23 protein-coding genes and 1 pseudogene are annotated in these 25,168 nt (G+C 64.0%); 9 read left to right on the top strand and 15 right to left on the bottom strand.

Going from position 1 to position 25,168, the window contains the following annotated elements; translation table 11 throughout:
• Positions 1 to 100: 100 nt before the first annotated feature.
• The gene (uvrB, locus tag LB528_RS28970; protein ID WP_224516695.1) at positions 101 to 3,211 is read right to left on the bottom strand and encodes an excinuclease ABC subunit UvrB; all 3,111 of its coding nucleotides are present in this window, start codon (positions 3,209 to 3,211) and stop codon (positions 101 to 103) included.
• Positions 3,212 to 3,310: 99 nt separating this feature from the next.
• A complete protein-coding gene (locus LB528_RS28965; protein ID WP_224717161.1) occupies positions 3,311 to 4,246 on the bottom strand; it encodes a LysR substrate-binding domain-containing protein in 936 nt (311 codons plus the stop codon).
• A 174-nt stretch (positions 4,247 to 4,420) separates the two neighbouring features.
• Here LB528_RS28965 and LB528_RS28960 point away from each other — a divergent pair, with 174 nt between their 5' ends.
• Positions 4,421 to 5,575 (top strand): clavaminate synthase family protein, encoded by a 1,155-nt coding sequence (locus tag LB528_RS28960; RefSeq protein ID WP_224717160.1) that lies wholly within the window; start codon positions 4,421 to 4,423, stop codon positions 5,573 to 5,575.
• A 125-nt stretch (positions 5,576 to 5,700) separates the two neighbouring features.
• Here LB528_RS28960 and LB528_RS30500 read toward each other — a convergent pair.
• A pseudogene (locus LB528_RS30500) lies at positions 5,701 to 6,949 on the bottom strand (hypothetical protein).
• A 131-nt stretch (positions 6,950 to 7,080) separates the two neighbouring features.
• Between LB528_RS30500 and LB528_RS28945 the strand changes: the two are divergent.
• A complete protein-coding gene (locus LB528_RS28945; protein WP_224717157.1) occupies positions 7,081 to 8,154 on the top strand; it encodes a CapA family protein in 1,074 nt (357 codons plus the stop codon).
• A 3-nt stretch (positions 8,155 to 8,157) separates the two neighbouring features.
• Here the strand turns inward: LB528_RS28945 and LB528_RS28940 are convergent, their stop codons facing one another.
• Together LB528_RS28940 and LB528_RS28935 are read right to left on the bottom strand one after the other, a co-directional pair.
• On the bottom strand, positions 8,158 to 8,640 hold the full coding sequence (locus tag LB528_RS28940; RefSeq protein WP_224717156.1) for a YegJ family protein: 483 nt from the start codon (positions 8,638 to 8,640) through the stop codon (positions 8,158 to 8,160).
• Between the two features lie 176 nt (positions 8,641 to 8,816).
• Positions 8,817 to 9,332 (bottom strand): hypothetical protein, encoded by a 516-nt coding sequence (locus LB528_RS28935; RefSeq protein WP_224717155.1) that lies wholly within the window; start codon positions 9,330 to 9,332, stop codon positions 8,817 to 8,819.
• Positions 9,333 to 10,289: 957 nt separating this feature from the next.
• On the opposite strand from LB528_RS28935, the gene LB528_RS28930 reads away from it, so the two are divergent.
• Positions 10,290 to 11,228 carry a diacylglycerol/lipid kinase family protein gene (locus LB528_RS28930; RefSeq protein ID WP_224717154.1) on the top strand — a complete coding sequence of 313 codons (939 nt, stop codon included), beginning with the start codon at positions 10,290 to 10,292 and terminating at the stop codon, positions 11,226 to 11,228.
• Between the two features lie 56 nt (positions 11,229 to 11,284).
• On the opposite strand, the gene LB528_RS28925 is transcribed toward LB528_RS28930, so the two are convergent.
• Genes LB528_RS28925 through LB528_RS28915 form a run of 3 tightly spaced genes read right to left on the bottom strand, consistent with a single transcriptional unit; the run spans position 11,285 to position 15,038 of the window.
• On the bottom strand, positions 11,285 to 12,217 hold the full coding sequence (locus tag LB528_RS28925) for an NAD(P)-dependent oxidoreductase (protein ID WP_224717153.1): 933 nt from the start codon (positions 12,215 to 12,217) through the stop codon (positions 11,285 to 11,287).
• Positions 12,214 to 13,425, bottom strand: a complete 1,212-nt coding sequence (locus tag LB528_RS28920; RefSeq protein ID WP_224717152.1) for a mandelate racemase/muconate lactonizing enzyme family protein — start codon at positions 13,423 to 13,425, stop codon at positions 12,214 to 12,216. Before LB528_RS28920 ends, LB528_RS28925 begins: the two co-directional genes overlap by 4 nt.
• Positions 13,422 to 15,038: a GMC family oxidoreductase gene (locus tag LB528_RS28915; protein ID WP_224717151.1), complete on the bottom strand. Its 1,617-nt coding sequence runs from the start codon at positions 15,036 to 15,038 to the stop codon at positions 13,422 to 13,424. Before LB528_RS28915 ends, LB528_RS28920 begins: the two co-directional genes overlap by 4 nt.
• A 189-nt stretch (positions 15,039 to 15,227) precedes the next feature.
• Between LB528_RS28915 and LB528_RS28910 the strand changes: the two genes are divergently transcribed.
• Positions 15,228 to 15,623, top strand: a complete 396-nt coding sequence (locus tag LB528_RS28910) for an acyl-CoA thioesterase (protein WP_042646168.1) — start codon at positions 15,228 to 15,230, stop codon at positions 15,621 to 15,623.
• A gap of 491 nt (positions 15,624 to 16,114) precedes the next feature.
• Here LB528_RS28910 and LB528_RS28905 read toward each other — a convergent pair whose 3' ends face one another.
• Positions 16,115 to 16,483, bottom strand: coding sequence for a winged helix-turn-helix transcriptional regulator (locus tag LB528_RS28905; protein WP_224587785.1), 369 nt, complete (start codon positions 16,481 to 16,483; stop codon positions 16,115 to 16,117).
• A gap of 90 nt (positions 16,484 to 16,573) precedes the next feature.
• On the opposite strand from LB528_RS28905, the gene LB528_RS28900 reads away from it, so the two are divergent.
• Both LB528_RS28900 and LB528_RS28895 read left to right on the top strand, forming a co-directional pair.
• Positions 16,574 to 17,179 (top strand): NADPH-dependent FMN reductase, encoded by a 606-nt coding sequence (locus LB528_RS28900; RefSeq protein ID WP_224717150.1) that lies wholly within the window; start codon positions 16,574 to 16,576, stop codon positions 17,177 to 17,179.
• Between the two features lie 37 nt (positions 17,180 to 17,216).
• Complete coding sequence (locus LB528_RS28895; RefSeq protein WP_224717149.1) at positions 17,217 to 17,762, top strand: avidin/streptavidin family protein; 546 nt, start codon at positions 17,217 to 17,219, stop codon at positions 17,760 to 17,762.
• 131 nt (positions 17,763 to 17,893) lie between these two features.
• Here the strand turns inward: LB528_RS28895 and LB528_RS28890 are convergent, their stop codons facing one another.
• Positions 17,894 to 18,286 (bottom strand): gamma-glutamylcyclotransferase family protein, encoded by a 393-nt coding sequence (locus tag LB528_RS28890; protein ID WP_318012370.1) that lies wholly within the window; start codon positions 18,284 to 18,286, stop codon positions 17,894 to 17,896.
• An 82-nt stretch (positions 18,287 to 18,368) separates the two neighbouring features.
• Between LB528_RS28890 and LB528_RS28885 the strand changes: the two genes are divergently transcribed.
• Complete coding sequence (locus LB528_RS28885) at positions 18,369 to 18,797, top strand: GNAT family N-acetyltransferase (RefSeq protein WP_224717147.1); 429 nt, start codon at positions 18,369 to 18,371, stop codon at positions 18,795 to 18,797.
• A gap of 40 nt (positions 18,798 to 18,837) precedes the next feature.
• On the opposite strand, the gene LB528_RS28880 is transcribed toward LB528_RS28885, so the two are convergent.
• From LB528_RS28880 to LB528_RS28860, 5 genes are all read right to left on the bottom strand, one after another.
• Entirely contained in the window at positions 18,838 to 20,148 is a 1,311-nt protein-coding gene (locus LB528_RS28880) for a hemolysin family protein (protein ID WP_224516679.1), read from the bottom strand.
• A gap of 152 nt (positions 20,149 to 20,300) precedes the next feature.
• Positions 20,301 to 21,002 (bottom strand): LssY C-terminal domain-containing protein, encoded by a 702-nt coding sequence (locus LB528_RS28875; protein ID WP_224717146.1) that lies wholly within the window; start codon positions 21,000 to 21,002, stop codon positions 20,301 to 20,303.
• Between the two features lie 67 nt (positions 21,003 to 21,069).
• Complete coding sequence (locus tag LB528_RS28870) at positions 21,070 to 21,879, bottom strand: extensin family protein (RefSeq protein ID WP_411962284.1); 810 nt, start codon at positions 21,877 to 21,879, stop codon at positions 21,070 to 21,072.
• A gap of 187 nt (positions 21,880 to 22,066) precedes the next feature.
• Positions 22,067 to 23,056, bottom strand: a complete 990-nt coding sequence (locus LB528_RS28865) for an extensin family protein (RefSeq protein WP_318012369.1) — start codon at positions 23,054 to 23,056, stop codon at positions 22,067 to 22,069.
• A 131-nt stretch (positions 23,057 to 23,187) separates the two neighbouring features.
• Positions 23,188 to 23,613, bottom strand: a complete 426-nt coding sequence (locus LB528_RS28860) for a DUF3775 domain-containing protein (RefSeq protein WP_224516675.1) — start codon at positions 23,611 to 23,613, stop codon at positions 23,188 to 23,190.
• 178 nt (positions 23,614 to 23,791) lie between these two features.
• Here LB528_RS28860 and LB528_RS28855 point away from each other — a divergent pair, with 178 nt between their 5' ends.
• Positions 23,792 to 24,328, top strand: coding sequence for a tetratricopeptide repeat protein (locus LB528_RS28855; protein ID WP_224516674.1), 537 nt, complete (start codon positions 23,792 to 23,794; stop codon positions 24,326 to 24,328).
• A 260-nt stretch (positions 24,329 to 24,588) separates the two neighbouring features.
• Positions 24,589 to 25,062 (top strand): transcription elongation factor GreA, encoded by a 474-nt coding sequence (gene greA, locus LB528_RS28850; protein WP_027168132.1) that lies wholly within the window; start codon positions 24,589 to 24,591, stop codon positions 25,060 to 25,062.
• Positions 25,063 to 25,168: the final 106 nt, after the last annotated feature.

The raw sequence follows: 25,168 nt of genomic DNA, 5'->3' as shown, positions 1-25,168 counted from the left end.
TCTGCTTCACCGCCATTGCGATTCCCTCCGAGCTTCCTTCTCAGAGAATCACAACCAGCCAATTACGCAACAGGCCCCCAACGGGAGAACGCAAAAAGCGCTACTGTCCTGGCCGTCCCGTCTTGCTCGGCCGCCGTTTCTGACGACGCTCGTCTGCCGGATCCTCGTAGGAGCCGATGCCTGAGCGTTGTCGAACGATGGGCTTGTCGTCGCGCGCTTCGGTTCTGGCGGCATTCGCCTCCGGCGAGACCGGCTGCGGCTTCGCCGGCTTCTTGCCCTCGACCGGTTTTTCCGTGCGCCGCACCGTCATCTCGTCGAGCGAGTTCTTGCGGAACAACGGCTTGGCCCGGTCGCCGGGAATGCCGAAATCGGAACCGTGCGCTTCCTGCGCGCTCTGCTTCTTGAACAGCGAACGCGACACCGCGCCGGCCGGAGTCGCCATATCCGTGCCGGGCCCCATGTCGTCGATTGACGGCTTGGCGAAGAGCGGTTTCTTCACCGGCACGGCGCCGTCGGCGCCCATCTCGTCGAGATGCGGCTTGCGGAAGAGGTTGGGCCGGGCAGCCTTTGCCGCCTCTTCGGCGGCGCGTGCCTCATCAAGCTTGCGGAAACGCTCCTGTTCCTCGACCGTACGATGTCTGGCCACCCCCTTGTTGTGCTTGCCCTTTTCGCGGCCTGAGGCAGGACTTTGGCTTTCCACCTCGCGCGCCAGCGGGTCGTCGGAGATGGCAAGCTCCATCTCGCGCAGCCGTTTGATCTCGTCGCGGATGCGGGCGGCCTTTTCGAAGTCGAGATTGGCGGCGGCGTCGCGCATCTGCTTGTCCAGCGCCTCGAGATGCGTCTTCAAATTGTTGCCGATCATAGCGCCGGCATCGTCGGTGAACTGCGAGATGTCGGCGCGGACGTGGTCCTTCTCGTAAACCGAGTCGAGGATATCGGCGATGCGCGACTTGACCGATTCCGGCGTGATGCCGTTGGCGGCGTTCCACTCCATCTGCTTCTCGCGGCGACGGTTGGTCTCAGCCATCGCGCGTTCCATCGAGCCGGTGATCTGGTCGGCATAGAGAATGACCTTGCCGTCGACATTGCGGGCGGCGCGGCCGATGGTCTGGATCAGCGAGGTCTCCGAGCGCAAAAAACCTTCCTTGTCGGCATCGAGGATGGCGACGAAGCCGCATTCGGGAATGTCGAGGCCCTCGCGCAACAGGTTGATGCCGACCAGCACGTCGAAGGCGCCGAGACGCAGGTCGCGCAGGATCTCGATGCGCTCCAGCGTGTCGATGTCGGAATGCATGTAGCGGACGCGGATGCCGTTCTCGTGCAGGTATTCGGTGAGGTCCTCGGCCATGCGCTTGGTCAGCACCGTCACCAGCGTGCGATAGCCGGCCCGGGTCGTGTCGCGGATCTCGCCGACGACGTCGTCGACCTGGCTCTTGGCCGGACGCACCTCGACCGGCGGATCGATCAGGCCGGTCGGGCGGATGACCTGCTCGGCGAAGACACCGCCGGACTGCTCAAGTTCCCAGGCGCCGGGCGTCGCGGAAACCGCGACAGACAGCGGGCGCATGGCGTCCCATTCCTCGAAGCGCAGCGGCCGGTTGTCCATGCAGGAGGGCAGGCGGAAACCATATTCGGCCAGCGTCGCCTTGCGGCGGAAGTCGCCGCGATACATGCCGCCGATCTGCGGTACGGTGACGTGGCTTTCGTCGATGAAGATCAGAGCGTTGTCGGGCACATATTCGAACAAGGTCGGCGGCGGATCGCCCGGCCGGCGGCCGGTGAGGTAACGCGAATAGTTCTCGATGCCGGCGCAGGAGCCGGTCGCCTCCAGCATCTCCAGATCGAAGCGCGTGCGCTGTTCCAGCCGCTGCGCTTCCAGCAAACGGCCAGCCTTTTCAAGCTCTTGCAGGCGATGCTGCAGCTCTTCCTTGATCGACTTGATGGCTTGGTTCAAGGTCGGGCGCGGCGTCACATAGTGCGAGTTGGCGTAGATCTTAACGCTCTTCAACTCGCCGGTCTTCTGGCCGGTGAGCGGATCGAACTCGGTGATCTGTTCGATCTCGTCGCCGAACATCGAGATGCGCCAGGCGCGGTCCTCAAGGTGGGCGGGGAAGATCTCGATGGTGTCGCCGCGCACGCGAAACGAGCCGCGCACGAAGTTGATGTCCTGGCGCTTGTATTGCTGGGCGACGAGATCGGCGAGAAGCGAGCGCTGGTCGAGCCGGTCGCCGACCTGCATCTGGAAGGTCATCGCCGTATAGGTCTCGACCGAGCCGATACCGTAGATGCAGGACACCGAAGCGACGATGATGACGTCATCGCGCTCCAGCAGCGAGCGCGTCGCCGAATGGCGCATGCGGTCGATCTGCTCGTTGATCGAGGATTCCTTCTCGATATAGGTGTCGGTGCGCGGGACGTAGGCCTCCGGCTGGTAATAGTCGTAATAGGAGACGAAATATTCGACCGCGTTCTCTGGGAAGAACTTCTTGAACTCGGCATAGAGCTGCGCGGCCAGCGTCTTGTTGGGCGCGAGGATCAGGGCGGGGCGCTGCGTCTCCTCGATCACCTTGGCCATGGTGAAGGTCTTGCCCGAGCCGGTGACGCCGAGCAGCACCTGGGTGCGGTCGTTCCGCTCGACGCCTTCGACGAGGTCCTTAATGGCGGTCGGCTGGTCGCCGGCCGGCTCGAAATCCGACACCATCTTGATGGCAATGCCGCCTTCGGACTTTTCCGGCCGGGCCGGACGGTGCGGCGTCCAGAGCTGGCCGTCCTTGTGCAGTGGATTGCCGGATTCGATCAGCGCCGACAGCGCCGCCACGGTCGCGGTGACGCCGCTGGAGGAAACCGACTCGGCATCTTCGAGGCTGATGTCGAGGCCGGCTACCGGGTTGAGTCCAGCAGCCGCGCGCTCCTTGGCCGAGGCGGCGCCGCCCATCGAGGTGCCGCGCGCGGTGCGTCCGGGCGCCGACGAGCGTTCGGGGATCTTCTTCGGGGCTTTCGCCTTCGGCTGCTTTTCCGCCTCGCGCTCGATCTGCCCGGCCCAATCGGAGATCGAGCCGGTCAGCGGCGCGCCGGAAAACTCGGCCTGCGGCGCTTCCGCGAAGCCGCCGGGCTCCAGCGGTTCGGCGGCATCGAGGAATTCGGTTAGCGGACTGCGCCGCTTCGGCGCGCCGTCTTGCGAAGGCGTCTTCTTGTCAGGATGTCTGGCCATGGCCCGAATATGGGTGGACTCGGCCGAAATGGAAAGAGCCGAGTGAAAGGGCTCCGGCCGCGCGTGGACGCTGCTGACAGAAGGCTGTCAGGAGAGGCGTCATGATCCGATAGGCCCGGGATCGTCCGCCTCCGCCATAGCAACAGCGGCAAGCGCCTTGGCGACGGCGCTGGCGCGGCGGGCCTTCGGTCCGTCCACCGGCCAGACCAGGCGGCGCTTGATGGTCAATGCCGGAACCTCGCGGGCGATCTCGACGAGTTGGCCGGAGCGGAAATGCTCCCTCAGCACCAGTTCGCTGGCAAGCAGCGCGCCCATGCCGGAAAGCGCGGCCTGGGCGGCCAGCACGGTCAAAGGAAACCGTGGTCCATGGTCGATGTGCTTGCGCTGGCGGCCGGCGGCGGTGAACCAGCTTGCCCATGTGGGGTAGACGTCGTCGCCCATCGTCTGGTCGATGTGGAGGAGGGGCAGGCGGTCGAGCACTTCGGCGCTGTCCTGATCGGTGCGGTTGTGGATCAGCGCCGGAGCGCACGCCGGGATCACCCTTTCGGTGAAGAGGTCGGCCGATGCGAGATCCCTGGCCGTGCTGTTGCGGTAGCTGATGGCGAGGTCGATGCCTTCCTCCAGCATCGAATCCAACGTGATCGACACGACGATGCGCACGTCCAGTCTGCCGAGAGCCGCTCGAACTTTGTCAAGCCGTGGCGCTAGCCAAAGCGACGAAAAGGAAGGATCGGCCGCGATGGTGAACGTATCGGCACGGCGCTCGAAACGCAGCCGCCGCAAGCCGGAGGCCAGCGCGTCGAAGCCGCGGTCGATGTCGGGCAGCGCCGCCTCGGCAATGCGCGTGAGTGCAATGCCGTTGCCCTCGCGCCTGACCAGCTTGACGCCAAGCCGATCCTCCAACTGCCGCAACTGATGGCCGACGGCGCCGGGCGTGACGCCGAGCTCCTCGGCGGCACGGGTGAGGCTGCCGGTTCGCGCGGCGGCGGCCAGCGCACGCAAAGCGGACAGAGGGAGCTCGCGAAGAAGCGTCATGGGATTGAGCTTACCTCAAAACTTGCGAAAACAAACTCATTTGCAGAAAAAGCCGGCTGCGGCCTAGCGTTGTTGAAGATAACTCAATCCAGGAAGGCCCTCGCAATGCTCGGTATGCAAATGCATTCTGTCCCCACCGGTCGGGCTCTTCAGGGTTCGCGCTCGTTGCGGTCGATGCGCAATGAAGGACCGCGCATCGCCGTGGAATTCGATGACGGCAGCGCCGGCCGGCTGTCGATGCGCTGGCTGCGGCTTGCCTGCGAATGCGAGATATGCGGCGACACCGCTTCCGGGAAGCGCTGGCTGACACCGGCCGAAATTCCCGCCGATGTCCGGGCAATTTCGATCGAGATCTCGTCGAGCGGGACGATGGACGTGGTCTGGCAGGACGGCCATGTCTCGCGCTTCGCGGCGGGCTTCCTCGCGGCTTATGCCGGTCAGGCCGCTGGCCTTGGCGCGCCACGCTTTCGGCCGGAACTGTGGAATAGCGATCTCGGCGCGCGGCTTGGGAGCTTCGCCTTCGACGCCGTGGTGGAGGACGACGCGGCGCTTTTCCAGTCGCTGCGCGCCTTGCGCGACCATGGCATCGCCATGCTGACCGGCGTCCCGGCCGAGCCTGAGGCGACGCTGCGCGTCGCCGGCCGCTACGGGCCCGTGCGGGAGACCAGTTACGGCAAGGTTTTCGATCTCATCTCACGGCCGGACGCCCGGGTGGCCGGGGAAACGGCGCGCGCGCAAATTCCGCACACCGACGAGCCGTTCCGCTATTCGCCGCCGGGCTTCATCTTCTTCCATGCCATCAGGACCGGCGCCGGCAGCGGCGGCACCTCGTTGATGGTCGATGGTTTCCAAGTCGCCGAGCGGATGCGCAGGAACAGACCGGAGCTCTTCGACCTGCTGACCCGTCATGGCGTGACATTCCATCGCGAGCATGCCGGCGAAGTGTTCTTCAGCGCCGAGGCGCATGTCATCAGCCTCGACGCGAGCGGCGCCGTCACCGGCCTGCGCTATAACGACCGCTGCCTGGCGCCGCAGACTGGCTCGATCGACGAGATCGACGGGCTGATTGAAGCGCTTGCCGAGCTGACGCGGCTGATCTGCGATCCGGCGAACCAGTTCCAGCACCAGCTGCAGCCCGGCGAGGTGCTGGTCTTCGACAATCAGCGGGTCCTGCACGGGCGCACCGAATTTGATCCGACACTGGCCATCCGCCATCTCAGAAGCTGCAACCTCGACCGCGACGGTGTCCACAGCGCCTTCCGCACCCTGGCGCGGCGCTTCGCGCCGGAGGAGGCCGAAGCGGTGCTTTATCAAGGGGCGATCCTTTAGATCAGGATGACGTTTCGTTGAATCGCCATCCTGATCTAACTCTTTGTCAGAGCATGATTTTTTTTCCGAAAACCGGTTCCTACTTTTCGGGATCATGCTTCAGCGGTGCCTCGGTTCGGGCGGCCTCAATTGAACCACAGCGCAAACGTCAAAAAGCCGGCGCCGCCGAACTCGCGCTGGATCTGGTCGAAATCGTCGCTGGTGAGGATTTTTCCGCTTTCGAGATAGGGCGCGATGCCGGGGCCGGTGATCGAAAGGACCAGGTCAAAAGGTTTCGGCTCGTCGAAGAAGCGCTTCATGTTGATGCCCTTGCCGGCGATGCGGAAATGCGGCAGCAGCGCGCGGCCTTCGAGAAGATCCTCGGCCACCGTCAGCGTGGCGAGCCAGGCCTGCACCTGTTCCTCGCCGACCTCGAGGCCGGTGAGTGGATTGACGCCCTTCTGCTGCGGTCCCGGCAGCCATTCACGGTCATTGTCGGTCTCGGCCAGGATCGACTTCCAGTCCTCGCGCGACAGGCGGATCATCTCCAGCAGGTGGCGTCGCGCGGCCTGCCGGCGTTCCGGCTCGATCACCGGCCAGTTGACGAGATGCACCAGGGAGATGAAGTCGGCGAAGCGCCATTCCGAGGCGAACATGCTGCCGCTCATGCCGCCGTCCAGCGGCACGAGCGCATCCTGCAATGGCAGTTTCGCGCGCGGAATAGCATGTGGAACGAGCCGTCGAAGGCATTGCGGAAATCATGCGCCAGCCAGAAATCGGCCTGCGCCATCAGGAATTCCGCATAGCCTTGCAGCCAAAAACCGTCGGCGCGGTCGAAGCGGAAGGTGAGCGAAGGCGCGGCATCGCTTGTGTCGACGCTGCCGCGTGAGAGCGACGCCATGATGGCAGCGATGCTTTCGTCGGGCGCGAGCTTGCCATCTTCGTTGAGGCGATGCCGACATGGGTGAGATCGACCACCATGCCGATATCGGCATCTTTCGGCACGGAGCCAAGCGTGACGGCGGATTTCTCCAGCCGGTCACGGAAGGCGACCAGGATGGCGCGGAATTCTTCGTAGGTCAGCGGCTGCGGGTTGGGATTGTCGGGCACGGGCAACCGCATCAGAGGCAGCATGAAGGACTTCGGGCTCTCGAACCCGTGGCGATGCAGGCCGCCGGCGAGTAGCTCAAGCGCGGTGAAGAATTCGCCGGCCCCGGCCGCATAGGCCGAGGCCGGGTCCCTGGCCGCCGCCGCCTCCAACGTCGACAGCGCCGTGTTCCGGTCGGCCACGCTCTTCGCCTCGAACATGGACTTGGCCGCGTCCGGCATCTCCGCCCAGGCAAGGGACGCCGGCAGGAATGCAAACAAGGCCGCTGCAAGGATCACTCTACCCATCGTCATCGCCCTCCACTGCTCGCGAGCATACACGGATTTCGGTCGGTCCGAGATGCCCGCCGCGGGATCGCCAGCAACCCGCTTCAACCGGCCCGTCAGACAGTCTACAGAGGGCGAAACTGGATGGGCCCGTGTCGAACTATCCGCTTGCCTATAAACTGTCGTGGCTGCCGCGCCTGCTGAGACCGTCGCTTGCCGGCGACAGAAGCGGCTTCGCGGCGCCCGCGGCGACGTTGCTCGATCCGCAGCCCACACGGAAGGTGCGGCTGGCCTTCGTCGGCGACATCTCGGCCGTCGCCAATCGCCGTGTGCCGGAATGCGATCCGGCAATCACGACGCTGCTTTCGTCCGCCGACCTCGTGATCGGCAATTGCGAAAGCCCGATCGTCGAACGCGCACGCGCGGTCATGGGCACGCGGCTCGGCACGCATCATGCGATGAGCGAGCGTTTCCTGGCCGATGCGCTCGCAGCCGCCGGCATCGCGCGCGACAGGCTCGTTCTGTCCCTGGCCAACAACCATATGCTCGATCAGGGCATCGCCGGTTTCGAGGAAACGCTCGCGGCGTTGAAGCGGCTCGGGATCCGGACCATCGGCACGGTTGCCGGGGGGCCCGCCCAGCGTCATGCGGCCGGATCGCTGATGGTCGGCTTTGCGGCCTTCACGCTGTGGCGCAACACGGACGCCGCGCCGTTCGAAGAACGCATCTCGATGCGTGCCGCCGAATGGCCGAGCGACGCCGTTTCCGGCATCGATCTCACCTGCGCCGTGCCGCATTGGGACTGGGAGTTCCGGCATTTTCCACGACTTGCAACCCGGGCGCTGGCGAGGCGGCTGGCGGATCACGGTGTCCGGCTGATCGCCGGGCATCACGCTCATGTCTTGCAGCCCATCGAGCGCACCGGCGACACCGTGATCGCCTATGGGCTTGGCGATTTCCTCGGCACCGCCTTTGCCAGACTGCCATGGCCGGCACGCATCGGCTCGGTATTCGTTGTCGATGTCAGCGCCGATCCGGCCACGCGCGGCGCCATCGCCGCCTACAGGATGCATTTCTTCATACGGCTGCGGGTAGGCAGCTACGAGCGGTTGGTGCCTGTCGAGGCTCTGGATGGCGCGCTCAAGCAGCGGGTCGCGGCCCGACTGGTGGCGATTTTCCCCACGTCCGAGCGGAAGATCGGCTCGCGAGATGAAGTGGCCGGATAGGGTTCAGCAATCGAAGCCGTATGCAGAACGCATGTACTCGGCCTCTTCCTTCGACATCTTCTTGAGCATCACGCATACGGTGAAGCTGCCGACCTGGCGGCCGTTCCTGGTGTAGCCCCAGTCGGAGATGTCGTCCCTGGTGAATTCGATGTTCTGTCCGAGGACGACGTTGCGGACGATTTCCGGTTCGTTCGCCAATATGCCGACGAAGCCGGTGTCGGTCCGCTTGAAGGGAATGACCCAGAAATGCTCAGACGCATTTCCGTCGGCGATCATCACCTTCAGCTTGAACTTGTCGGTCCCCGGCGGCGGAGCGTGGGACAGGTTCAGGAATTCATCCAGGCTGGATCGCGCCTTCTCGACCGCCGCCCCCATCTCGGCGTCGTCGGAGGCGATCATCATGGCCTTGTCGTCGCCTTCCGCCCTGGCATGCAAGGGAACGAGCGCCAGCAGCAGGCATAACGCGATACGAACGGCAATTGTCATGACACCCCCCGGTGAAGGCCAACATCCTGGTGCGTTATCTTCGGGCAATGTGGCGGCTTAATCAATCCGATCTGCGGTTGCGAAGCGGCCTTACGCCATTGTCATCGGGCAATGATAAGAGAGCGGCTTCGCCGTCACTTTCTGCTGACCTGAATCTCAACGCGCCCTGGACGGGCTTACAGCCCGGTCAAACCGGCCAGCCAGCTTGCCGAGCGCTTCGCCGCGTCCACCGTTGCGCCAGCAGCGCGGCTGAGATCGGTCTTGACCACGGCATAGCCGGCCTTGGTGCGGTAAAGCACCGCGCGGCCGCCATCGACCGACCTGTCGAAGGCGACCGGCTTTGCCGATTCCGTTTCGCTGGCGGTCACCGTTGCGCCGACCGGAGCGCTCGGGCGATGATCGAGCTCGGGCGGCAGCGGGGCGATGGTTTCGACGGCGCGGTTCCTGGGCTTCAAATCCGGCCTGGAGGCTTTCGCGGCAAGCTCGGAGGAAGAGGCCGAGCCCTTGACGCGGCAGATGCCCGAAACCAGCGGATAGTCGAAATTGCGCTGGTGCAGCATCTGGCTCTTCATCGCCGCTTCGCAGTCGGCGATTGTCGCCCATTTGGCCGGCGTTTCACCGATATATTCGCACAGCTTGGCGTCACAGTCGCAGCCGACAATGGTCATGGCGACAAGGGCGGTCTTGATCACGGTCTTGTCCCTTCGAAATTGCCCCTCACCACCCGGTTGCATCAATCCATGCCGAACAAGGCGGGATTTGGCCGCCATTGTGAAATGTGGATGACGGGACGTTTCCGAAGGTGCTCAGCCGGCGACTGTGACCGAAATGCCTCAGTCCTCGGTGTAGACATGTTCCAATTTTGGCACCGGGTTTGGCGAGCGCCGGGCAGGACCAAGTGCAGCTTGCGCACGGCGCCGGTCAGCGCGGTGCGGCACATGTTGGTAGTGGCGGATTCGTAGGCCTGACAGGAGGCGACGCCGTCCTCAAAAAAACAGTCGGCGCTGGGATTTCTCCCAGCGCCTCCCTGTCAGATCAGGAACCAGTCAAGGCAGCAACTTCCGTAAAGTCGTCGCGCCAGGCCAGCCTTGATTTTGACGGTCCTGCCAGTCGCCACCCGAGGGCGGCGCCCGTTCCAGACCACGCCGATCTCCACCCTGGCGGGCTTCGCCCAGCGTGCCATCGAAGGTTTTTACCGGCCTTCATGGCAGCATCGGTCCGCCGTCGGCGTTGGCACGCTTTCCGCGGCACCCGTAGGTCTCGGCATCCGTCGCTCCAACAGGCAAGCCTGCTTTCGTTCTGGGCCGTACGGGCCTCAGGAAATCCGCCTTGCGCTTTTGCCTTTCGGCTGGGCGTTCGGTAGCCGCCTGAGATGGGTTGAATGTACGCCGGGTAACGGGTTTGGGGAATGCCGGCGCGCCTGTGAATAGCGGGATTATCGGGGACCAGCGGCAAAAGCCCCGGAATCCGCTGGCCGAACCGCTTAGACAGCCTGCCCCGCTTTTCTGTGACCGCTCGACCTTGGAGCCTTGCTCCGTCGCCCGGTCCGCGTTTCAATGTCGGCAAAAGAGTTTGGGCCGGCAAAAGACTTTGGATGCCCGCACACGGCCGCTGCACATTTTGCGCCACTTGCCTCGAGGGAGGTCGACTTGAAAGTCGGGGTGGTTCTCAATCCGATAGCCGGAGGCGGCAGGCTCAAGCGACATTGGGCGGAGGCGGCGGCGGCGCTCAACAGGAATTTCGGCGATTTCGACTTGCGTGAAACTCAGGCCAGCGGCGACGCAGAGCGGCTGGCGATCGATCTCGCCGCCGGCGGGTGCGACCTGGTGATCGCCGCCGGCGGCGACGGCACCGCCAGCGAGGTGGCCGACGGGCTGCTGCAGGCACGGCACGAAACCGGCAAGGAAACCGCGCTTGGGCTTCTGCCTTGTGGTGCCGGCATCGACTTCGCGCGCGGGCTTGGCCTGCCGCGCGGCATCGACGCCGCGGTCAAGAAAATCGCCGATGCCGAAGGCCGCAAGATCGACGCCGGACGCATCTGCTACATCGACGACCACGGCGCGCTGGCAAGCCGCCACTTCATCAACATCGCCAGCCTCGGCCTGTCCGGCGCGACGGATCGCGCAGTCAATGCCGACAAGCGCAAGGGCAGGGTCTCGGCCAAGGCACTGTTCTTCTGGCGCACGGTCGTGGAGTTCCTCCGCTATCGCTTTCAGGATGTCCGGATCACTATCGACGACGGCGAGCCGGTCGAGGTGCGCATGGCGCTGGTGGCGGTGGCCAACGGCAAATTCTTCGGCGGCGGCATGATGATCGCGCCGGACGCCGAACTCGCCGACGGCCAGTTCGACATCGTCATCCTGCGCGCCGCCGGCAAGCTTGGCTTGATCCGCGACCTCCGCCTGCTCTATGGCGGCCGGCATCGCGACCATCCGGCAATAACCATCCTGCGTGGCCGCAAGGTGCTGGTCGAGCCGCTCGGTGATGCCGAGAAGAACGGCGCCCTGGTCGACATTGACGGCGAGTCCCCGGGGCGAATTCCGGCGACGTTTGAAATCCTGCCCAGCGCGCTGACACTGAGAAGTTGAATCAACCGGCTGAGAGTTTGATTCAGCCGGCAAGGCCAGATGCTTGAAACAGCTGGCTAAATTTCTGACGGATTACGTTCCAACTTGGCCGGGAAGCCCGGCGCACGAAGCTCCGTCCCGACCGCGTCTTCCAAAAGCTTGACGATCTGGGTCGACCAGGCGCCACCGCCATAGGCGCGCTTGCCCTCTTCGAAAATGGCGTTGACGCGTGACGCCAGATCGAGCGGCGCGCCGAAATCCCTGGCCATGGCAAGCGCGAAGCCGAGGTCCTTCAGCGCCAGGTCCATGGTGAAGCCGATGTTGTAGGAGCCGTTGAGCACGAGCTGGCTTTCGGTTTCGTGGACGAAGCTGTTGCCGGAAGAGGCGACGATGGCGTGGTAGGCCTGGGCGAGGTCGAGGCCGCCCTGCTTCGCCAGCATCAACGCTTCGCCGGCTGCGACGAGATGGATGAAGGCGAGCATATTGGTGATGACCTTGATCACCGCGGCCGAGCCGACCGGTCCCATCAGGAAGGATTTCGTGCACATCGCCTCGATGGCCGGGCGATGGCGTTCGTAGAGCGCCGTGTCACCGCCGATGAGCGCCGTGATCCGGCCCGCCGCCGCCAGGTGCACGCCGCCGGTAACCGGACATTCGAGCGTCTCGATGCCCTTGGCCGAGGCGAGGGCTGCCAGCTGCAAGATCTCGTCACGGCCGTTGGTCGACATCTCGATCCAGGTGCCACCCGCGGGCAGACCCTGGAGCAATCCGTCGGGGCCGGCGAGCACTGTTTCGCTGACCTTCGGCGAGGGCAGGCAGGTGATTGCATTGCCTGCGCGGCTAGCGGCCTCGGCCGGGCTCGCCGCCGCCGTGGCGCCGAGCGCGACAAGGCGCTCGACCGCCGCCGTGTCGCGGTCGAAGACGGTGACGGCAAAGCCGTTGCGCAGCAGGCTGGCGGCAAGGTTGCCGCCAAGATGGCCAAGGCCGATGAAGGCGTAAGCGAGGGTCACGGCATCAGCGGCGTCTGCATCATCTGTAGGTGCAGGTCCTTGCCGCTATAGGGATGGGCGTCGCAGACCTCCTCGTTGAGCTCGACGCCGAGGCCCGGCTCTTTCGAGGGGATGACGTTGCCGTCCTGCCATTCGATCTTCCTCTTGAGCAGTGTTGCGTGGAAACCGTCCCACTGCTTCAGCGATTCCAGGATCAGGAAATTGGGCAGCGTCACCGCAAGCTGGATGTTGGCGGCGCCGACGATCGGGCCGCAATAGCAGTGCGGCGCCACCTGGATTTGATAGGCCTCGGCCATAGCGGCGATCTTCTTGGTTTCGAGGATGCCGCCGGAGCGGCCGAGATCCGGCTGCAGGATGGTGGCGGCGCGGTTCTCGATGACGCGAGCGAACTCGAATTTCGTCGTCAGCCGCTCGCCGGTGGCGACAGGAATGGAAGTGCCGCGGGCGACTTGCGCCATCACCTCGGGCATATCAGGCGGCACCGGTTCCTCGAACCAGAGCGGATCGTAAGGCTCGATGGCGCGCGCCATGCGAAGCGCACCCGACGCGGTGAACTGGCCATGCGTGCCGAACAGGATGTCGGCCCTGGTGCCGACTGCTTCGCGGATCGCCTTGATCATGCGCGCCGAGAGATCGATATCGATCAAGCGCGGCTGATGGCCGTCATAGGCGGTGTAGGGGCCGGCCGGATCGAGCTTCACGGCATTAAAACCCTGCTCGACATATTCGAGCGCGCAGGCCGCAGCCAGATCTGGGTCGTTGTAGACGTTCTTGCCGCGCGCATCTTCCGAATGGACGCTGCCGGTGTGCGGGTAGAGGTAGGTGTAGGAACGCAGGGTCTCGTGGACTTGGCCGCCGAGCAGCTTGTAGACCGGCTTGCCGGCTTCCTTGCCGACGATATCCCAGCAGGCCATTTCAAGCGCCGAGAAGCAGCCCATGCCGGAGACGTCGGGACGCTGGGTGAAGCCGGAGGAATAGGCGCGGCGGAAGAAATTCTCGACGTCGTGCGGATCGCGGCCGATGAGATAGCGCTCGGCCATGTCCTCGATCATCTTCGCGGTGACATGCGCGGAGAAGGTCGCGTTATAGGCCTCGCCATAGCCGACCACGCCGCCATCGGTGGTGAGCTTGACGAAGATGAAATACTTGCCGCCGATACCGGGCGGCGGGTTGCCGACAACCCAGGTCTTTACGTCGGTGATTTTCATTTGTGATCCTCCAGAACCAGGTCGGCGCCTTTCCATCCGGTCAGGATCGCGGCGGCGTTGGTGTTGCCCGTGATGTTGTCGGGGAAAATTGAAGTGTCGATGACGCGCAGACCGTCCAGCCCATGCACCCGAAGCCGCGGGTCGACGACGGCGCGCGCCGCATCAGGTCCCATGCGGCAGGTCGAGACCGGGTGATAGACGGTGCCGGAGCGTTTCCTGAAATCCTGGATCAGGTCGGCGTCCGACTGGATCGACGGGCCGGGCAGAACCTCTTCCTCGATGATCTCGGCCATCGCCGGCATCGCGGCGATCTTGCGCACGAACTTCACCGCCGCCAGCATCTCGTCGACATCGACATTGGTCGAATAGGCGTTGGGCGTGATCCTCGGATAGTCGCGCGGACTGCTCGAGCGGATCATGATCTCGCCGCGGCTCGAGGGCCGGCAGTTGGACAGGCCGATCGAGAAGCCCGGCCAGGGGTCGGGCGTCAGGATCGGCCGCTCGCCGCTCTTCGAGATGACAGTCGAGAAGGCCTGGAAGTAGAGCTGCATGTTCGGCCGCGTCATCGACGGGTTGGTGCGGAAGAAGCCGCCGGCATTGTTCATCGATAGCGACAGCGGACCGGAGCGCAAGAGGATATATTGCATGCCGACCAGCAGCTTGCCCCACCAGGGCCTTAGGATCTGGTTGAGCGTCGGCAGCTTGCCCTTGAAGGTGTAGTTGATGCCGACATGGTCCTGCAGATTGGCGCCGACATTGTCATTGGCGTGCACGACCGGGATACCGAGGTCGGCCAGCAAGGCCGCAGGGCCGACGCCGGACAGCTGCAGCAGCTGCGGCGAGTTGATCGAGCCGCCCGACAGGATGACCTCGCGGCCCGCGCGTGCAGTCTTCATCTGCCCGTTCTGCTCATATTCGACGCCGACGGCGCGCTTGCCCTCGAACAGGATCTTCGTCCCCAGCGCGTTGGTCTCGACACGGACATTGCCGCGTTTCATCGCCGGCCGCAGGAAGGCACGGGCCGCCGACATGCGGCGGCCGTGCTTTGTCGTGATCTGATAGACACCGACGCCTTCCTGAGTGGCGCCGTTGAAGTCCGGATTGAACGGCAGCCCGGCCTGCTGAGCGGCGGCAAGGTAGCGCTTGGTCAGCGGGTGCACCGCGCGCGAACAGTCGGTGACATGCAGGGGGCCTCCGGTGCCGCGCCACTGGTCGGCGCCGGCCGCATTGTCTTCCATCGCCTTGAAGGAGGGCAGGAGGTCGTCATAGGCCCAGCCGGGATTGCCGGCGGCGGCCCAGGCATCGAAATCCTCGCGCGCGCCGCGGATGAAGACCATGGCGTTGATCGAGCTCGAGCCGCCGAGCAGCTTGCCGCGCGGCCAATGATCGGCATTGCCGGCGAGGCCGGGATCGGGCTCTGCCTTGTAGTTCCAGTTGACAGCAGGGTCGAAGAAGGTCTTGCCGTAGCCGAGCGGCATCTGGACGTAGAAGCGCCGGTCGGTTCCGCCGGCCTCCAGCACCAGCACCGAGAAGCGGCCCGACGCCGAAAGCTTCTCCGCAACGACCGAGCCGGCCGAGCCGGAGCCGACGATGATGAAATCATAAGTCTGCATGATGGTGTGGGCGGGCTCCGCGATATCCGGCTTACCCTAGACATTGCCGGCTTGCGGCGTCGCCGTGGCTTCCGGCATGGCTTGTGAAAAAAGCGACCGGCGCAGTGGGGCAGATTTCGCGTTTACCAGAGCTTGCGACATGGCGGTCGCATTGATACGCAACAGAAGCTGCCCTTTAAGGATTTCGCCATGGTGCATTACGCGGACGGAAAACCCCTTGGCGATCTCACTTTGAGGACGCTCGCCATGCCGTCCGATGCCAATGCCGCCGGCGACATTTTCGGCGGCTGGGTGATGGCGCAGATGGACCTTGCCTGCGGCATCCGCGCCGCCGAGCGCGCCAAAGGTCGCGTGGTCACCGCCGCGGTCAAGGAGATGTCCTTCGCCAAGCCGATGAAGATCGGCGACACGTTGTGCATCTACACCCATGTCGAGCGCGTCGGCCGCACCTCGATGGTGCTCAAGGTCGAGGCCTGGGCGCAGCGCTACCTTTCCGACCTCATGGAGAAGGTCACTCATGCCGATTTCGTCATGGTGGCGCTCGACGGCGAAGGCAAGCCGAAACCGGTTCCGGCCGAGAGCTGACGGGCCCTGATTCTCCCAGGGCCTGCCGTGTTGTAACAACACCGGCGCCGGAGATGCGCCTCGCGACATCCAATGGTTGCCTTCACGCCCCCATTTTGAGCGCGCGAGGGGAAAACAATGCGTCAACACATGCTGAACGGCTGGCTCGTGGCAGCCATCATTGCTCTGGTCTGCCTGCTCGGCATAACGGCCTACATGGAAGTCAGCAACGACCTTCCAACGCGTCGCCTGCATGCGGGGCCCGAAGGCGATCGACAAGAAGGCCGCGCAGGCGGAGAACTGCTCGACGGCGTGCTGCGGCAGCACCATCCCGAGCGCCTGATCGCTGGCCGGCTAAAGACAGCCATCCTTGTCGAGGCGGTTGCGCGGAGAGGCCGGCGAGGCTCGCTGCGGGGCCGCAGCGGATCCGATCAAAGCCGCAGGAAGGAACGACCCGGCGCCGAGCCGCGCGGCTCATTCAATGGTTCAGAAATCCTTGAACTTCAAGGGTTTCAGGCCTGCTGGCCGTCGAATCTCGCGCGCGCTTCGCGGACCCGATTGGTGTTCTTGCGGGCCCATTCGCCGAGCGCGCCGACCGGCACGAGCAGCTCGTGGCCGAGCTCGGTCAGCTCGTAATCGACACGCGGCGGAATGGTCGGAAACACCTTGCGCGTGACGAAGCCGTCGCGCTCCAGGCCGCGCAAGGTGGTGGTCAGCATCTTCTGCGAAATGCCGCCGACGGCGGCACGCAATTCGTTGAAGCGCATCGCGCCGCCGCCGAGCTTGCCGACGACGAGCACGGTCCATTTGTCGCCGACCCGTTGCAGGATTTCCGACACGGCCCGGCAGTCCTCGGTGTTGTGCGGGTGCCTCAGTAACAAAAACGTGCCTCCTTGCGCGCCGTTTTGTCAGTATCACATATAGCGCCGGTATCCAAACGATACCAGAAATTCCCGCAAGGAGAGCCCCTTATGTCCAAACCCAAAATCGCCATTGTCGTCGGTTCGACGCGCGCAGCCCGCTTCGCCGACGTGCCGACGCAGTGGATCGCCAGGATCGCCAAGACCCATGCCGATATCGACGTCGAGATCGTCGATCTGCGCGACTGGCCGCTGCCGTTCTTCGACGAAGTCGCCTCCTCCGCCTGGGCGCCGTCGCAGAACGAAGTGGCGCAGCGCTGGCAGAAGAAGGTCGCCGAGTTCGACGGCTTCATCTTCACCGCCGCCGAATACAATCACGCGCCGACCGGTGTCTTGAAGAACGCCATCGATTACGCCGCCAATGAGTGGAACAAGAAGCCGGCCGGCTTTGTCGGCTACGGCTCGGTCGGCGGCGCGCGCGCGGTCGAACAGCTCCGCCTGATCGCCGTCGAGCTGCAGATGGCTCCCGTCAAGTCGGCCGTGCATATCGCCTGGGGCGATTTCCTCGCGGTGCGCCAGGGCGAGAAGAAGCTCGAGGACATGGAGCATCTGAACCAGGCCGCCGCCGCGCTGGTCAACGACGTTGCCTGGTGGGCGAAGGTGCTGAAGGCTGCCCGCGCCGCCGACGCAATCGCCGGCGAAGCCCAGGCCGCTTAAAGCGCCTGCGTAGAATCATCCTCCCGGAGGGCGGCGCTTGCGTGCCGCCCTTTTTATTTTTTGGCAACCCGAGCTACCTGTCTTGCCTGGAGTCCAGTTTGATCCCTTCAAGCCGTCGCACCTGCGTTCGGGTTTGGCCGGTCACTTGACCGCTCGGGACGACGCGTTAGATGCAGGCTCCAATCCGCTGAAGACGAAGACAGCACAGTCGTGGAGAATGCCTTGGCTTGGCAGATGGCGTAATCAATACGGGTCCGTCCTCGACATCACTGGCGAGGAGGGCGGCCGGATTGAAGGCACGTTTCGCACGGCGCTCGAAGACAGCAGCTTCTATGGACAGACCGTGCCGATATCCGGCATCGCGCATGGCGACGTGATCGGGGTAACGGCCGCCGGCGAGGGTACGGCCGGCCCCGCCGCGGTGAGCTACACCGGCATATTGCGGGACGGCAAGCTGGAGACGATGTGGCTGACGGTGGCGGGCAGCACCATCACCGGCAAGGAGGGCGAAACCGCTTCCCGCAAGCGGGTGGGGACCTGGCGTGCCTTTGGCATCAGCCTCGACACCTTCGTCCGGGAATAGCCAAGCTGGCGGGCACCGAGTGCATTTGCCGGGAAGCGGCGCAAGCCGTTGCTGCTCGGCGCCGCTCTGATTGCGATCGCTCTAGCCCGTTTAATATCCGAAAATGGAACTTCCGGAGGCGGGCGAAGTCGCTAAGAGCTCGGGGGAAGCACGAAGCGCCGGTCATTGTAATAAGCGAGATATGCGGAATGTACGGGATCGGCGAGATGCCGGGATTTCATATAGACCTGCGCTAGGATCGACGTCCCGCCTTCGAAAGGCTCAACCTCGACCGGCACGCGCAGATTGCCAGGCGCGCCGACGGATTCAAGCCTGTCGAGGCGTGAGAGGATGCGTTCATCCACCTCGTAAAGTTCGCCGGCGACCTGGAAGCCGGCACCCGGTTCGTTAAACATCATCGGAGCGAAGCGAGGCCCGGCAATCAGCATTGGAAAACGCTCATGCCTCCGACAGTTGCCAAGAAACGCGGCCCCGCTCAAACCCTGCTCGTGCAGGGGATAGCCCATCTTCAAAGTGCCGAACACGAAGACTTTCGAAGCCATGCAGGAGGAACGTCGGCAGAGGTTGGAAGTTCACAATCCATGCAGTTGTTCGGAACAGGCGAAGATGAACGAGACTCCGAATCTGAGAATCTTGCCGTCGGCTGACGATGCCGTCAAAGCCGAGGCGGCAGCGGCGCTCTATCGCTATAACGTTGCCGCCACAGGCGTGGATGATCGCCTGCCCATCGGGGCCGTGCTATACGATGGCTCGGGCAGGGCACTCGGTGGGCTTTGGGGACGAACCGAGCTCGGCCTACTGTTCCTCGACATGTTTTTCCTGCCGGCGCATCTGCGTGGCCGATCCTACGGCGCTCGGCTGCTTGCAACCGTCGAGGAAGCCGCAAGAAGACGCGGCTGCAGGGGCGCTGTCGTCGAAACGAGCAGCTTTCAGGCACCCGGATTCTACATCCGGCATGGTTATAACGAATTCGGCCGCATTCCTTTCGCAGTCGAGGGACAGGCGCGCATCTTTTTTCGCAAGCAGCTTGCCTGAGCAGTGCTGGCAGTTCCAGCCGCATCGAGGGAGGCGATCCTCAGCGCACCACAGGGCGGTGGCCGTCGGGCAGGCGGGTGGCGATCAGCTTGTCGATGCGGCGGCCGTCCAGGTCGACCACCTCGAAGCGCCAGCCTTGCGCGTCGACGCATTCGCCGGTCGTCGGCAGATGGTGGAGATGCGACAGCACATAGCCGGCGACGGTTTCGTAGTCGCGGTTTTCCGGTAGGTCGATGCCCAGCACCTCGGCCATCTCGTCGGCCTGCATATAGCCGGCGAGCAGCCAGGAGCCGTCCTCGCGCTTCACGGCATTCTCCTCCTCGCCGGCCTCGAGGTCGGAGCGGAACACGCCGGTGATGGCTTCGAGGATGTCGGCCGGGGTGACGATGCCTTCGAAATGGCCGTATTCGTCATGGACCAGCGCCATCGGGACGTCCGATTCCCTGAGTTTCTGCAGGACGTCGAGCGCGTCGGCCTGGTCATGCACGATGGGGGCGGCGCGCACATGCTGGCGCGGGTCCAATACCCTGCCGGCCAGAAGGGCCGCCAACACGTCGCGCGTCTGGATGACGCCGACCATGGCGTCGACATTGCCGTCGCCGACGGGCAGGCGCGAGTGCTGGGTGTCCATCAGAAGCTTTTTGACGGCGGTGTCGTCCGACTGCAGGTTCAGCCAGTCGACCTCGGTGCGCGGCGTCATGACGGCACGCACGGCGCGGTCGCCGAGGCGCATGACGCCAGCGATCATGCGGCGCTCGTCGGATTCGATGGTGCCGTGATGCTCGGCCTCGGCCACCAGCATCTTGATCTCCTCGTCGGTGACCTTCTCTTCCGTCTCGCCGGCTTGCCCGAGCAGCCACAGCACGGCGCGGCCGGAGAGGTCGAGCAGGAAGACCAGCGGCGCCGAGAAGGTGGCGAGGATGGTCATTGCCGGCGCGGCCCTGACCGCGACGCGTTCCGGGTCCTTGAGCGCGATCTGCTTTGGCACCAATTCGCCGACGATCAGCGAGGCATAGGTGATCAAGGCGACGACGATGCCGACGCCGATGGGGTCGGCGATGTTTTCCCGGATGCCGGTCGAGGCCAGATATTGCGCCAGCCTTTCGCCGAGCGTCGCGCCCGAAAAGGCGCCCGAAAGAACGCCGACAAGGGTGATGCCGATCTGCACCGAGGACAGGAATTTGCCGGGGTTCGAGCCGAGCGCCAACGCACGGCCGGCGCCGTTGACGTTGCGGTCGATCATCGCCTTGAGACGGGCGGGCCGCGACGAGACGATGGCAAGCTCCGACATCGACAAAAGGCCGTTCACCAAGATGAGGACGGCCACGACGGCGATTTCAAGATATAGCATGGGCGGTCAATAGCATTGCTGCAGTGCATTCGAAAATAGCCCGCCGTTATTTTTGGAACATGACAGGCGCGCCGCTCAAGCCGCATCCCAGATCGGCGCCGAGAAATGCCGACAAGTGCATCGATGACGATGCGTGCGTGGCGGGCGTGCCGTCATTGCACCTTCAACACGCCGATCACGGCCATGCCGTCGGTGAAATAGGGATCGCCGCCGCCGTTGCGTCCCGTCTTGGTGGCGCCGATTCCCGGTATCTCGCTGGTGGATGCAAGCAGGCCGGCGGCCTTCAGGTCGCCGATCAGGAAGTCGCGCTCCGCGTCGATGTCGGGGCCGATGTGGTGGGTGACGGCGCCCGTGTCGTGGCTGAGGCCGACGCCACGATCGAAGCTGGCGGCGCCCAGCCAGAGCGGACGGCCGTCGCCGACCGTGTCCGTCTGCCAGAAGCGGACGTGGTGGCGCCGGTCGGCGCTGTCGCCGACCGGCTTTTCGAAGGCAAGATCTTGAGAGCGGCCCTCGAACAAAAGGCGGCTCATCGGCGCATCGGGATAGGGGCGGGAAAACAAAACGCTTTCACCGATGTCGATCGCAGTCCTGAGCGTCACGGCATCGGCCGTGTCCCAGCCCGCGACCGCGAAGGCGTGGACAACTTCCTTCTCGGTGCCGACAAGGCCGACATTGATCGGATCGCCGGGAATGCCCTGCGGCGTATGCGTCACCATCTCGAAGGGCCGGGTACGAAAACCCCGCTCCCGCCAGGTCCAGAATTCCGGCGCGGCGACGTAGGCGAGCGCCAGATAGAAGGCGCAAACCGCCGCCAGCCAGATCGCCGCGCGCCGCCTCAGGCTTCGCTCACCCACAGCCAACCGCTCCCAAATCCACGCACGACCATTTTATGCGGTGTTGGCCGTTTTGGGCAGAGCAGCCTCAGCGGCAGGCGCGGTAACCGCTTTTGCGGTTCTTGATGTCGAAATGGAAATGGTTGCGGTGGTCGTAATTGTAGCCTGGGCCGAGCACCGTGGTGAAATACTCGCAGCCGTCGGCGCGCACATTGTTGAGGAAGCCGCGCGTGCGGAAGGCGAACAGGCCGGGCTTGCGGACGTCGATGTCGTCGCCATTGTTGAGCTCGATGCTCATGACGTCGAGGGCATTGCCCTTGCCGTGCTCGGACAGGACGCCTTCGCCGGCGATGTTACGGCAGGAATAGCTAGAACCTTGGTGGATCGCCTTGACCCCGGAGAAATAGCGCCAGCGGGCAGCCGGCTGCAGCTCGTTCTTCGTCCAGGCCGCAAAGGTGGCGGCCATGTTGCAAGTCAGCGTCGCCGCCGGCTTCATGGCGACGCTGCCGATCGCCGAGACCTTCACTGGATAGTCGATGCCGCACTGGCCTTCATGGATCGGCTGAATGTCCTGATAGACCACGCCCATCCGCTTCAACTCGTTGCGGCAGTCGATCTCGCTGGCCGGCATCTGCACGGTCGGCGACATCGGCTCATCCATGCGCGGATAGGCGGCCTGGGTCATGTAGGGATTGGACGGAACAAGGCGTTGCATGCCGGAATATTGCGGCGCGTCGGGCTGCGGCACGGCTGCCGTCTGGCTGCCGACATCGACTGCCGGCTGCAGCGCAAAGACGTCACCGGTCGTACAGGCCGATATCGCCGCGATGGCGACGCCCGCGGCCAGCCCGACGAGCATGATGCGCGCACGCTTGGTCCGTCGCGCCGCCGCCAGCATGGCGCCAAGTCTTCGAGCCATCGAAAGGCGTCCTTGTCCCCAAGATCTGATCCCTGTTGGATCATGATCCAAATGACACAAGGTTAGCCCTCAACAGTAAAGGAAAGATCAGCGCCGGCATTCATGCCTGGGGCGGAATTGCGGCGCTGAACTTGCCCGGACGTGACCGAAACTTTCGAAATCGTGCTTACTGGCAAAAGGTGCCGCCGTGGCGGCGCGGTTCCAGGTCGAAGTGGAAATGCAGCGCGTGGTCGGGGTCGGACCCTGGTCCGAGCACCGTCTTGAACGGCCCGCAGGCGGCCTTGCGCACCGCGTCGAGGAACTTCGCGTCTTGATCCGGCGGCGCCGGCCCGACCTCGATCTTCCTGCCGTCCGACAAGATGAAGCTCGCGATGTCGAGCGCATTGCCGAAGGCGTGTTCAGACAGTTTGCGGGTGCCGTTGCGTGGACGGCAAACGAAGGCCGAGCCCTGGTTGACCGACTTCAAATCGGCGCCGAGTTCGGCCTTCGCCGTAGGCTGAACGACATCGGCCATGAAGCGCGCGGCGGCCTCGGCCATCTGACAGTTGAGCTCGGTGCCGGGACCGATGCCGATGGATTTGCCGAGCGTCTTCAAAATTACCGGATAGGGGATCGAGCAGCCGATTTCCGCATCGTGCTCGGCCTTGTGCTCCTCGAACTCGACGCCCAGCTCCTTCAGCCGCTCGCGGCATGCGGTTTCTTCCGCCGGCATCGTGTCGGCCGGCATGTCGGCCGAGCGCGGATCGGGAAACATCTTTTCCTCGTCCGGTGGTTCGGGTTTTTCCGATGGCTGCGGCGCGGTTTCCGGCGGCTCCGGCTCGAACTCAGTGGGCTTCCGCGGCGGCGTCGGCACCACATCCGGCGTCAGCGGCTCGGATTCCGTCCGCGGCGCGGTTTGAGCGCTCTTCGAACGTGGCGGGCGGGCATCCCATTTCGGATGCGATTTCTCCTGGTTGAGGAGGTCGTCGCTGCTGTCGAGGCGGCTTTTGTCTTGCCCGGATTTCTCAGTGCCGTTCTCCATGTCCTGGGGACGCGACCTTGGAACCGGGGTCGCCGGCGGCGTTTCCGATGCCGGAGCGGCGCTCTGGCTGGCCGGCGGCAGGTGTCTTTTGTTCCGATGGTGATGCTTGGCCACGGCCGGCGTAACCAGCAGCATCGCGGCCGCCACAGGCAGCGCCAGTCGGCAAATTCGGGAAAGGCTCAGCGTTGCCATCGCCCGAAACGGCGGTCGCGTTGCGAAGTTGCCTGCGCGGGCAGCCGTGGCGATCACAATCGGTTACCGGCGCGTTACGCGCCGATGGCTTCAAGGCCTTCCTCCAGCCAGTCGGCAAGCATCGGCAGGCCAAGCAGGTATTTGGCCGTGCGCTTCCTGGGACGCTCCCTGGCGGCGGCCACGGCATCCACCCATTCGGATGCGTCATAGTCGCCGCGCCCGACCCAGGCGAGCGCGATCAGCTCGGCCGCTTCGTCGATGTTGAGATCGTTGATCAGCTCGCGGAATTCCTCCTCGGTGAGATCTTCCGAGGCTTCCTCGACAAGGCCGTCGTGATGGTGGCTGGCATGCGTGTCGCCGTCGAACTCGACCTCATGCTCGGCGCCGTCGTCATAGTCCTCGTTGACGGCGGCGCTCAGCGCCTTCGCCTTGAGAATGAACAGGCGCACCGTGTCCGGATCAATCGAAAGTTCCCACTCCTTCTCGAGGCGCTGCTGCACTGCCTTTCTCCACGTGAAGCGCTTGGTTCCGATGATAGCGGAATTAAAACGCGCGTCACGTCCGCTGGTAAATGCTTCTGTCCGCGTGCTCAAAATAGTTCCGCGTCCGCTTGCTTTTCGGGATGAAACCACGTCGGCGCGGCGTTAGTCTGCCATTGTCACGCTCAAGGAGGCTTCGATGCGCAGACGTTTGCTTGTTCAGGTCATGGCTGTAGCGGCGCTGCCGCTGTTCGTTGCGCCGGCCTATACTGCCGGTGAAGGCGGTGGCGGAAGCGGTCAAACCACTACGCAGTGCAAGAAGGGCGAGGTCTGGGATAAGAAGAAGAACAAATGCGTAAAGCCGCAATATGGCATGCTGGACGACGAGAGCATCTATGAGGCCGGCCACGATCTGGCGATGGCCGGCCGCTATGACGAGGCGATCTCGGTGCTGACGCTCGCCGCCAACAAGCAGGATCCGCGCATCCTCAACTATCTCGGCTATTCGCACCGCCATTCGGGCCGCGTCACGGTCGGCCTTGGCTATTATGAGGAAGCGCTGCGGATCGACCCGAACTACACGCTGGTGCGCGAATATCTCGGCGAAGCGCATCTGCAGATCGGCGATCTCGCCGGCGCGCAGCAGCAGCTCCAGGAAATCGAAAAGCGGACCGGCAAGGGCTCGCGCGAATACGGCATGCTGTCCGAGCAGATCGACCATTTCCTGAGGAGCTGAACAGGGCTTCGACGCTTCTCGAACCGGCTGCGGGCAATCGCGGCCGGTTTTTCGTTTCCCGGGAAGCCGGGCCCGCGAAAGCGGTGATCATTTTGCCGAAATTTCATTTTTGGGCGTGAAAATCGCGCGAAGATTGCTATATTCGTGGAAATTGTGGTGAGACGGTTCCGTTAGCCCGAGGCTGCCGGACCGTTTTCTTTTTGTACCCGTTGACAAGGCCGCTCCCGAAAACGGGGGCGGCGGCAGGAAAGGTCAGGCACATGATCAAGGTCCCGATGACAGGCGAGGGGTTCGCGTCATTGAAGGAAGAACTTCGCTGGCGCCAGCAGGAGGAACGTCCTCGTATCATCGAGGCGATTTCCGAAGCGCGCTCGCATGGCGACCTGTCCGAAAATGCGGAATATCACGCGGCCAAGGAGTCGCAGAGTCACAATGAAGGCCGCATCAACGAACTCGAGGATCTGATCGCGCGGGCCGAAGTTATCGACGTTTCGAAGCTTTCCGGCGACAAGGTGAAATTCGGCGCAACTGTCGTGCTCGTCGACGAGGACACCGAAGAGAAGAAAACCTACCAGATCGTCGGCGATCAGGAAGCGGACGTGAAGTCCGGCCGTATCTCGATCTCCTCGCCGATCGCGCGTGCGCTGATCGGCAAGGAAGTCGGCGACGCTATCGAGGTCAATGCTCCGGGCGGCGCACGGGGGTACGAGATCGTCCAGGTGCAGTTTATCTGAGGACCTTTTGATAATTCTACTCTGGCGGCCGCCTAGTCTCTCATGTTCCCTGTCAAGATTGAAGGCAAGAAGGCTCGCCTGCTTGGCAGGTTTGCCATGCAGTCGG

Origin of the sequence: Mesorhizobium sp. CA4 (assembly GCF_020165075.1) — a bacterium.
Lineage (GTDB): Bacteria > Pseudomonadota > Alphaproteobacteria > Rhizobiales > Rhizobiaceae > Mesorhizobium.
Note: the sequence above shows the minus strand (reverse complement) of the source record. Positions and strands in the feature narration are given on the sequence as shown.

Bases quoted from the DNA above. Each gene is read 5' to 3' on its own strand.
- LB528_RS28880 (WP_224516679.1), bottom strand. From the start codon at position 20,148: ATGCTATATCTTGAAATCGCCGTCGTGGCCGTCCTCATCTTGGTGAAC.
- LB528_RS28915 (WP_224717151.1), bottom strand. From the start codon at position 15,038: ATGCAGACTTATGATTTCATCATCGTCGGCTCCGGCTCGGCCGGCTCG.
- LB528_RS28900 (WP_224717150.1), top strand. From the start codon at position 16,574: ATGTCCAAACCCAAAATCGCCATTGTCGTCGGTTCGACGCGCGCAGCC.
- LB528_RS28870 (WP_411962284.1), bottom strand. From the start codon at position 21,879: ATGCTGGCGGCGGCGCGACGGACCAAGCGTGCGCGCATCATGCTCGTC.
- LB528_RS28855 (WP_224516674.1), top strand. From the start codon at position 23,792: ATGCGCAGACGTTTGCTTGTTCAGGTCATGGCTGTAGCGGCGCTGCCG.
- LB528_RS28920 (WP_224717152.1), bottom strand. From the start codon at position 13,425: ATGAAAATCACCGACGTAAAGACCTGGGTTGTCGGCAACCCGCCGCCC.
- LB528_RS28910 (WP_042646168.1), top strand. From the start codon at position 15,228: ATGGTGCATTACGCGGACGGAAAACCCCTTGGCGATCTCACTTTGAGG.
- uvrB (WP_224516695.1), bottom strand. From the start codon at position 3,211: ATGGCCAGACATCCTGACAAGAAGACGCCTTCGCAAGACGGCGCGCCG.
- LB528_RS28965 (WP_224717161.1), bottom strand. From the start codon at position 4,246: ATGACGCTTCTTCGCGAGCTCCCTCTGTCCGCTTTGCGTGCGCTGGCC.
- LB528_RS28865 (WP_318012369.1), bottom strand. From the start codon at position 23,056: ATGCTGCTGGTTACGCCGGCCGTGGCCAAGCATCACCATCGGAACAAA.
- LB528_RS28960 (WP_224717160.1), top strand. From the start codon at position 4,421: ATGCGCAATGAAGGACCGCGCATCGCCGTGGAATTCGATGACGGCAGC.
- LB528_RS28940 (WP_224717156.1), bottom strand. From the start codon at position 8,640: ATGACAATTGCCGTTCGTATCGCGTTATGCCTGCTGCTGGCGCTCGTT.
- greA (WP_027168132.1), top strand. From the start codon at position 24,589: ATGATCAAGGTCCCGATGACAGGCGAGGGGTTCGCGTCATTGAAGGAA.
- LB528_RS28885 (WP_224717147.1), top strand. From the start codon at position 18,369: ATGAACGAGACTCCGAATCTGAGAATCTTGCCGTCGGCTGACGATGCC.